Origin of the sequence: Companilactobacillus bobalius, from assembly GCF_002179915.1 — a bacterium.
In the GTDB taxonomy this organism is placed as follows: Bacteria; Bacillota; Bacilli; order Lactobacillales; family Lactobacillaceae; genus Companilactobacillus; species Companilactobacillus bobalius.
Genome location: NZ_MYFM01000015.1, coordinates 1 through 8,321, shown reverse-complemented (window position 1 = coordinate 8,321; position 8,321 = coordinate 1). Strand labels below are relative to the sequence as shown.

Sequence of the window (8,321 nt, the reverse complement as noted above, 5' to 3'; positions counted from 1 at the left end):
ATCTAAACTGAAATCATTATTTTGATGTCAGGAGTAATTAGGATGGACGAAAAGAAAGTATTAAAACCAATTGATGAAATGCTTGCTGATCCATGGCAAGTTGATATTCAAGAATTGTTTGAAGCTTCTGTCAATGAACCTGACGAGATCAAAAAGAACTTGTATGGTTCCCTGTATACTTATATTTTGCAAAAAAGACAAGAAGATATTATTAATCGCCCAGTCTTTGTAATTTAGGCCTCTAAAAAGTCGCTGAGGGATTTTTATTTTGACTTTGGTATAAATGTATATAAGTAGCCTTAAAATCGCTGAGAACAAAAAATAAGGCCCTTAAAAAGGGACATAGCAGTTAAATCTTTATCAAGTTTTAGAAAAGCTAACTATTTGCTGTCAATGGTAGCGGACGAGCGCAGCGTGGGAGCATAAGGAATTGACAGCTCTAAACCAGTCTTTACACTGAAATGGCGAAAGCCAAAGTTTCTACAAAACTTTGCTTTCCTGCCTAACGGCGAGTGAAAAAGCGGTCAAGCTGGCTCAGCTTGGACGGGGTTCGGGGCGTCAGCGCCCGAATTAATGTGGCTTGCCACACCTTTTAAGCAACGAACAGCGTGAGGCGCAAGGAGCTGTGCGACTGGAGTTTAATGTGAGCCGTTTTTTGGCTCACTCCTTTGTGTTTTTTTGTTTTAGGTTTGTATCTCGTACAGTGGTGCCTCTTATATACCTCTTTTATAAACCTCTTTTAAACCTCTTTTAGACCCCTCTTGAGCCTTACTCTCCCAAGGCTCACAGAAGGTTATCAACGAGGTTTTGTCTGTTTATCAACGAGGTTTTGTCTGTTTATCAACGAGGTTTTGTCTGTTTATCAACGAGGTTTTGTCTGTTTATCAACGAGGTTTTTAATAGTGATCGTTGATAAACAATCGTTGATTTTATATAATAGTTGTGGAGGTGTAATTATGAGCAATGAACTTATAAAATATGATCCAGAACTTAATACTATTCCCTTACGTAAATTCACCCCTATTGAAATGAATCTATTTTTTTCAATTATTTCTCGTATGCGTGATAAAGGGGATCAAACAGTTAGATTTTCTTTTGAACAACTTAAAGACTTGAGCAACTATAAACCAACTGCAAATAATCGCTTTGAAGATGATATTCAAAGAACTTATGAAAAACTAATGGGACTTCATTTTGGAAGACGTAGTAAATCTGGATTAAATAGAGAGATGTTTGTTATGTTTACTAAATTCAGCATTGTTGGTGAAGCTGATTCCCCTTATATAGATGTTGAAGTATATAAAGATGCTTTGCCACTTCTTAATAATTTAGATACATGGGTTAGATATGCTTTAGCGGAATTTAGAGATCTTAGAAGCAGTTACGCCAAAACTGCTTTTAGATTGTTAAAGGGTTTTAGAACAACAGGTTATGCTTTTTTATCAAAAGAAGACTTTTTTGAATTACTCGATATTCCTAAAAGCTATTGGAAAAAGTCAGGAGATATTGATAGGTATGTTATAAAGCCCATCAAAGAAGAGTTAACACCATTATTTAGAGGCCTAGCTATTAGAAAGAAATATGGCAAGGGACGTGGAAAACCAGTAATAGGGTATTCATTTACCTGGAAACCAGAAAAGAAAGGCGCTAATGACTTCTCACAAGGCAAATTACAAGATGAACGACAAAAACTTTTCAATATTCAGCATAATAGTGAACTAACAGAACAGGAAAAATGGCGCGCTACTGATAAAGTTAAAGGATTACCACTAGGATCCACTGAAAAACAAGCATTGGCTGATAAACAGGCTGAACATGATAAAAAAATAAGAGATCAAGCAAGACAAGAAGCACTTGCTGAACTCCGAAAGGGGTTTGGAAATAATGCCTAAAACAATTAGAGAACTTGCTGATGAATTAAAGGTCTCTAAACAAACTATTCAATACCACTACCAAAGACTACCAACAAAGAACCGACAAAAAGATAGTCAAGGTAAAAACGTGATCAGCCTTACAGCTGAAAGGATTATTAGAGGCAAGGTAGCAAAGAACTTGGTAGCAAAGAACCAACAAACAGGTAGCGAAAAAGCGACAAAGACTAGCAAAGAAAATAATGAGCTAATCGCTACTCTAAGAAGAGAAGTAGCAGATTTAAAGTTTCAACGGGACAAACAGCTTGCTACCAAAGATCAGCAAATAAGTAGCAAAGACCGACAAATTAATCATCTAACCAAATTAATAGATCAGCAACAACAACTTCAGTTAACAACTGTGACAGAAAACAAAGAACTAAAAGAACATGTACACAAATTAAGTGACTTGATTGAAATCTCTAATCCAGGCCAAAAACAGCAAGTGAATGACAAAGAAGATAGAACACATAATAATAAAAATTGGTGGCATTTTTGGAAATAGAAGTCAATTGGTAGATTATAAAATTAATCCGAACGGCAATCTTTTTCATTATTCATGTGATACAATATAGATAATCGTCTATGTTTAATGTGGAGGAATTTACTGATGCACTATGAGTATAAAGATTTGGCATCACTTTTAAAGGTGGTTGCTGAACCTAACCGTCTTAAGATTTTAGAAATGCTGTCCTGTGGTGAGATGTGTGGGTGTGATATACTTGCACACTTTAACTTTACACAACCGACTCTATCCCACCATATGAGTATTCTGGAAAAAAGTGGATTAGTTAACGTAAGAAAAGATACTAAGTGGCACTATTATTCTTTAAATTCAAACAAAAAAGAAGGACTGATTAGTGAATTAACACAAATACTATCTAAAACTGACCATTGCATATGTAAGGATTCACATTCAAACTGTTAGCTTTTTTATTTTGCATTATACATAGATAAATATCTATATGGAGGGCTATTATGCGTACTTCTAAAAATTTATCATTCATGGACCGTTATATGACCTTATGGGTATTTTTAGCTATGGCACTGGGAATTATTAGCGGTTTAGCTTTTCCATCGCTCCCTAAAATAATTAATAGTTGGTCTATCGGTACAACATCAATTCCAATAGCAATAGGCTTAATATTAATGCTATATCCACCACTAACCAAAGTTAATTATGGCAAAATGGGTGATGTATTTAAGGACAAAAAGGAACTTGCTTTTTCATTAGTTCAAAATTGGATCGTTGGCCCTATTTTAATGTTTGCTCTTGCTTTTATCTTTCTACACAATTATCCAAACTATATGATTGGTTTAATCATGATCGGTTTAGCACGGTGTATTGCTATGGTTATTGTGTGGAATGAATTAGCGCAGGGTAATAACGATTATGCTGCTGGTCTAGTAGCTTTTAACTCAATTTTTCAGATTTTGCTATATTCCGTTTATGCATACTTCTTTATTAGTGTCTTACCAAAATTCTTTGGGCTACAAACACAGACAATTAATATTACAATGAGTGAAATTGCTAAAAGTGTTTTTATTTATCTTGGTATTCCTTTCATTTTGGGCATTGGTTCTCGTTACTTTATCATTAGCACAAAGGGTAAAGAATGGTTTGAAGATAAATATGTACCAAAAATAAGTAGAATTACTACTTGGGCTTTACTCTTTACAATAGTAGTGATGTTTTCTGTCAAGGGTGCAAAAGTAGTTCAACTACCAATGGACGCAATAAGAATTGCTGTTCCTTTATTACTATATTTTGTCTTAATGTTCTTCATAACCTTTTGGATTGCGAAAAAGACTAAAACTAGTTATTCAATTTCTGCGACACAATCTTTCACCGCTGCAAGTAATAACTTTGAATTAGCTGTTGCAGTAACAGTCGCTATATTTGGCTTGAATTCTGGAGAAGCATTTGCTGCCGTTATTGGCCCAATGGTTGAAGTACCGGTAATGATCTTATTAGTTGATGTAGCACTATGGATTAAAAGAAAATATTATGATTAAGGAGTAACCAAATGAAAAAAATCTATTTTCTCTGTACCGGGAATTCATGTCGAAGCCAAATGGCCGAAGGATACGCAAAAGAACTTTTTCCTTCCGATAAATTTGAAATTAGAAGTGCGGGCGTAGAAAAGCATGGTTTAAACAAAAATGCAGTACAAGTTATGGCAGAAGATGGTGTCGATATTAGTCAGCAGTATTCAAAACTGATTGATTTAAATTACTTCAATTCAGCTAATCTAATTGTCACTTTATGCGGTGATGCACGAGATAAATGTCCAGTTATTCCACCACAAGCTACAAGTATTCATTGGCCATTACCCGACCCTGCAAAAACCACTGGAACAGAAAAAGAAAAACTACAAGCCTTTAGAAAAGTTCGAAACAAAATAAAAGATAATCTATTCGAACTTGTACAAAATTATAAATAGGGTCCATTTTTATAAAATCGCCCCTCGAAAACATTGAAAGAATAGCCCCCAATATCTATAATGTAGATATCGGGGGTTATTTTAATTTATTTTTTTATAAGTGCCCCTAAACTATAGCTATTGATTCAAGATTTCATGGGAGCCAGTTGCAACCAATAACAAAATCAATTCATCATGATCTAGCTGATAAATAACAATCCAGTTGTCATAATTTTTACCATAGTTTCCATATCTGGCAGGGTGAAATTCACGATAGCCACGCCAATTTCCTTTTAATGCATGATCTTTAATCTGTTTCAAAACAAGTACATCTTGTTCAACAATTGCTTCTAAACAAGGCTTCAAGACAGTTATTGGGAAATGTTTTTTGACTAGTTTTTTTAATTCACGTTCAAAAGATTTGGTCTGTTTAATTTGCATCTAGCTTATCGATCCAATCTTCAAAGTCAGTCAATGAACCAATGTTTTTGACCTGCCCTGTTTCTGCTTCTTTTTTAGCGGCTAAGGCTTCCGGAGAATCTAAAAAGCTGACTAATCGAACTTCATTATTGGCCGCTTTAACTAACGATAAGCGTATATACTCAGAAACGGTTAGCCCTTGTTTTGCTAGATTAGCTTTAGCCCGTTCACTAATGTCAGGTGTTACACGAGTTGAAATTGTCTTGTTTTTAATAATAGTATTACTCATTCTAATCCGCCTCCTTTAAGTTTACCATCGTACTACATTATAATATTCGATTTTTAGGTTTTCTGCAACTAAATTAATTTTAAAGTAAAGGAACTAACAGCTTATGCGACAAGTTGTCTTACCCATCAAAGATTCAAACGTTCGTCAACCACCATCGACTAAAGTCGATGGTGGTTGACCAAATGAAACTGGCAAGGGCGGAGTTCAACTTAATCAACGTAAGGGCCAAATTGCACGTGAAGATGTGGCTGAAGTGATTGTTGCAACGTTGCATAATGATCAAACAATTAAGAAAGAGTTTGCAATTAGCGAGGGAAAAACACCTGTCAGTGAGGCAGTTAGCCAGGTCTAATTCTATGTATAAAAATTCATTTGAAACATGTTCCATTTAGGACACATAAGCCCTTTATTTAATGGGACATGTTTTTTATTTGGGGAATAACTTTACAGTAAGACATTTTAAAGCTTATACTGGATTTGTTGAAAGCGCTTTACGTTACATGATCTTCGGCCGAAGATTTTCAATTATTATTTGAGGTGATTTTAATGAATGATTGGATTAACAACAAACTTCTTCCTCCAATTATGAAGTTTGTTAATACCAAAGCAATCACAAGCCTAAAGAATGGTATGTTAGTCAGTTTGCCATTTATTATGAGTGGATCTATATTCTTGCTTTTAAGTGCCTTTCCATTCGCACCAATTGCTAATTGGATGAAAGCAACTGGGTTAATTCCTTACTGGACGCAAGCCTACAACGCTTCTTTTGGAGTGGTAGCAATTTTTGCCGTAGTAGGAATTGCCTATACTTGGGTAAAAGATGATGGTTTTGAACCTTTGCCGGCCGGCATGACGGCTTTGGTAAGTTTCTTCCTAATTATGCGTCCTACGACAGCTGTTATGAATGGTACTAAAACTGTGGTTTCTGCTTCACAGGCACCAACGATGTTAACTGGATTTATTGATCGGACTTGGCTTGGTGGTCAAGGTATGATCGCTGCTATTATTGTTGGATTGTTAACTGGTTGGATTTATTCTTGGTTTATCAAAAATCATGTGACCATCAAATTACCAGATCAAGTTCCACCAGCAGTAGCAGAATCATTTGTGGCCTTGATTCCATCCTTTGTCATTATTACCGGTTGGTTAATCGTTTATATCTTATTTGATGCAACTGCTCATACAACTATGACACAGTGGATTTATCAAACTATTCAGACACCATTACAAGGAATGACAGACTCATTTGGTGGCGTTCTTATTATTTCACTATTGATTCCATTCTTCTGGTTCTTTGGTATTCATGGTGCGGTTATTGTCGGTGGTATCATGGGTCCAATTTTAGGTGCCAATAGTTTATCGAATGCCGCAATTTTTAAGGCACATGGTGTTGTGACAGCCGCAAATGGAGGTCATATTGCCGTTTCATCCTTACTTGATCAATTTGGTACTGTGACTGGTTCCGGTATAACAATTGGATTAGTTTTCTTCATGGCATTCTTTGCCAAGTCAGCTCAGATGAAGAGTATTGGGCGTTTGTCATTCGTACCAGGACTCTTCAATATTAACGAACCCGTTTTGTTCGGAGTTCCAGTTGTTATGAACCCAATTTTAATTTTGCCATTCATGTTTATGCCAGCCATATCAATGGGTTCCACATATTGGTTAATTAAATTAGGTGTTATTCCATACTTTACTGGTGTTCAGGTGCCATGGACCACACCACCAGTTATCTCTGGCTTATTAGTCGGTGGTTGGAAGATGATGATTTGGCAAGCAATTGTCTTAGTACTTTCGTTCTTCGTTTACTGGCCATTTGTACACAAACAAGATCAAATCTTGTATGGACAAGAACAAGTTGCAGCTGATAAAGAAGCACATATTAAAGAAGCTGAAGCTGCTGCCACTACAGAACACGCAACAAGTAATTAATATTTTATGGTTTGTAAAGCTCCCTGTGATGTAATTTTCATGGGGGCTTTTTTAGGTCTTGGGAGTATTTTATTAGTAATAAATTGATAAAATATGTTTCTGAATTAAATACCATTTCCTTGCGGAAGTTTACTTCAATTGAAATAAATTTATTTTCCCATTTATCTCTCATATGTATGATTATGATAATAAAATTAGACCGTTCGATCCTCTTATTATTAACTTCAAAATTTGAGTAACTATAAACCAACTTTAAATATTCGCTTGGAGAAAAATATGCGATAAACTTATGAAAAACTGATGGACTCCTATTTTGATTGCTGAAGTAACTCTGAATTAAATAAAGAATTATTTGTTATGTTTACTAAGTTTCGAATTGCTCCTATGTCAATAAATGGCACATCTTTTTCTAAACACTCGTTCTAATTCTGTCGGAATTAAACCAACTGATGTAATTTGAGGTTCGGATTACCAAGTCCTCAAAATTGGAAAAAGTTGTTTGAAAGGCAAACTCTCTCTTCAACAATGAGTGAAAAGCTTCAATTGGCCCATTATCATAAGGATAACCTTGTTTTGAGTATGAGTGGCTAATCTGATGCCGTTCAAGTAAAGTTTCAACTTCGTTGCTGGTGTACTGTGAACCCATGTCAGAGTGAAAATATTGTGGCTTTTGATGACATTCAAGCGCCTGATTAATCGTTTCTACAACTAACGTCGCCTCCATCTGACGACCAATCTTGAAAGCAAGAACTTGATGAACCTTTGGTTCGTAAATAGAACTGAGATAACCCCAGGTTCCTGGACATAATTCCAAATAAGTAATGTCAGCACGCCATATTACTGAAAAGCAGTTCTACAAAATTATGAGTAAGGTTGACGATCTATTAGGAATTAATTATCTAGGTACTCATACGATGCGCAAAACTGGGGCTTATCGTGTTTACACGCAATCAAATTACAATATTGGCTTAGTCATGCACTTATTAAATCATTCAAGTGAATTAATGACTTTAGCTTATTTAGGCTTAGACCAAGCAAGTACCTAAAGTATGTTAGATCAAATTGATTTTGGGTAAATTAGTTTGATTTTGTTGTCGCCAACGGCGACTTCTGATACAGGTTTTTAATGGGTCTAGCACAACATAGAATTCATTCTATGTGTAAGTGCGCACTGACCTTGTTTCACTCGGTCTTCTGATAACCATAAAATCAATTTTTGTCGTTGTTGAATTGACTGTATTTTTAATTCAATTTATGTTTGCACCTAACTAAGATTGTTATGTTTTAAATATTTAAAAAGTGTTGCGGATTACGCTGTTTTAAGCCAGATTTTTTTAATTGCTTTGT

General features: G+C 35.3%; 9 protein-coding genes and 2 pseudogenes. 8 read left to right on the top strand and 3 right to left on the bottom strand.

What is annotated here, in order from left to right; all coding sequences use genetic code 11:
- Positions 1 to 24: 24 nt before the first annotated feature.
- From LKACC16343_RS13900 to arsC, 6 genes are all read left to right on the top strand, one after another.
- On the top strand, positions 25 to 237 hold the full coding sequence (locus LKACC16343_RS13900) for a hypothetical protein (protein WP_056951279.1): 213 nt from the start codon (positions 25 to 27) through the stop codon (positions 235 to 237).
- Between the two features lie 719 nt (positions 238 to 956).
- Positions 957 to 1,892: a replication initiation protein gene (locus LKACC16343_RS13895; protein ID WP_087721309.1), complete on the top strand. Its 936-nt coding sequence runs from the start codon at positions 957 to 959 to the stop codon at positions 1,890 to 1,892.
- Positions 1,885 to 2,415 (top strand): DUF536 domain-containing protein, encoded by a 531-nt coding sequence (locus tag LKACC16343_RS13890; RefSeq protein WP_024526981.1) that lies wholly within the window; start codon positions 1,885 to 1,887, stop codon positions 2,413 to 2,415. The genes LKACC16343_RS13895 and LKACC16343_RS13890 overlap by 8 nt, the downstream gene beginning before the upstream one ends.
- Positions 2,416 to 2,520: 105 nt before the next feature.
- Entirely contained in the window at positions 2,521 to 2,838 is a 318-nt protein-coding gene (locus tag LKACC16343_RS13885; RefSeq protein WP_012391388.1) for an ArsR/SmtB family transcription factor, read from the top strand.
- A 50-nt stretch (positions 2,839 to 2,888) separates the two neighbouring features.
- Complete coding sequence (gene arsB, locus LKACC16343_RS13880; protein ID WP_054644019.1) at positions 2,889 to 3,926, top strand: ACR3 family arsenite efflux transporter; 1,038 nt, start codon at positions 2,889 to 2,891, stop codon at positions 3,924 to 3,926.
- Positions 3,927 to 3,937: 11 nt separating this feature from the next.
- Positions 3,938 to 4,354 carry an arsenate reductase (thioredoxin) gene (gene arsC, locus LKACC16343_RS13875; protein ID WP_024526977.1) on the top strand — a complete coding sequence of 139 codons (417 nt, stop codon included), beginning with the start codon at positions 3,938 to 3,940 and terminating at the stop codon, positions 4,352 to 4,354.
- Between the two features lie 117 nt (positions 4,355 to 4,471).
- Here arsC and LKACC16343_RS13870 read toward each other — a convergent pair whose 3' ends face one another.
- Complete coding sequence (locus LKACC16343_RS13870) at positions 4,472 to 4,774, bottom strand: type II toxin-antitoxin system YafQ family toxin (RefSeq protein WP_005917927.1); 303 nt, start codon at positions 4,772 to 4,774, stop codon at positions 4,472 to 4,474.
- Positions 4,764 to 5,042: a plasmid mobilization protein gene (locus LKACC16343_RS13865; RefSeq protein WP_003625288.1), complete on the bottom strand. Its 279-nt coding sequence runs from the start codon at positions 5,040 to 5,042 to the stop codon at positions 4,764 to 4,766. Before LKACC16343_RS13865 ends, LKACC16343_RS13870 begins: the two co-directional genes overlap by 11 nt.
- 546 nt (positions 5,043 to 5,588) lie before the next feature.
- On the opposite strand from LKACC16343_RS13865, the gene LKACC16343_RS13860 reads away from it, so the two are divergent.
- Positions 5,589 to 6,974, top strand: coding sequence for a PTS sugar transporter subunit IIC (locus tag LKACC16343_RS13860; protein WP_056950594.1), 1,386 nt, complete (start codon positions 5,589 to 5,591; stop codon positions 6,972 to 6,974).
- Between the two features lie 409 nt (positions 6,975 to 7,383).
- On the opposite strand, the pseudogene LKACC16343_RS13855 reads toward LKACC16343_RS13860, so the two are convergent.
- Positions 7,384 to 7,812 (bottom strand): annotated as a pseudogene (locus LKACC16343_RS13855) (transposase); the annotation flags it as partial.
- Here LKACC16343_RS13855 and LKACC16343_RS13850 point away from each other — a divergent pair.
- Positions 7,805 to 8,020 (top strand): annotated as a pseudogene (locus tag LKACC16343_RS13850) (tyrosine-type recombinase/integrase); the annotation flags it as partial. The pseudogenes LKACC16343_RS13855 and LKACC16343_RS13850 overlap by 8 nt on opposite strands.
- Between the last annotated feature and the right edge of the window lie 301 nt (positions 8,021 to 8,321).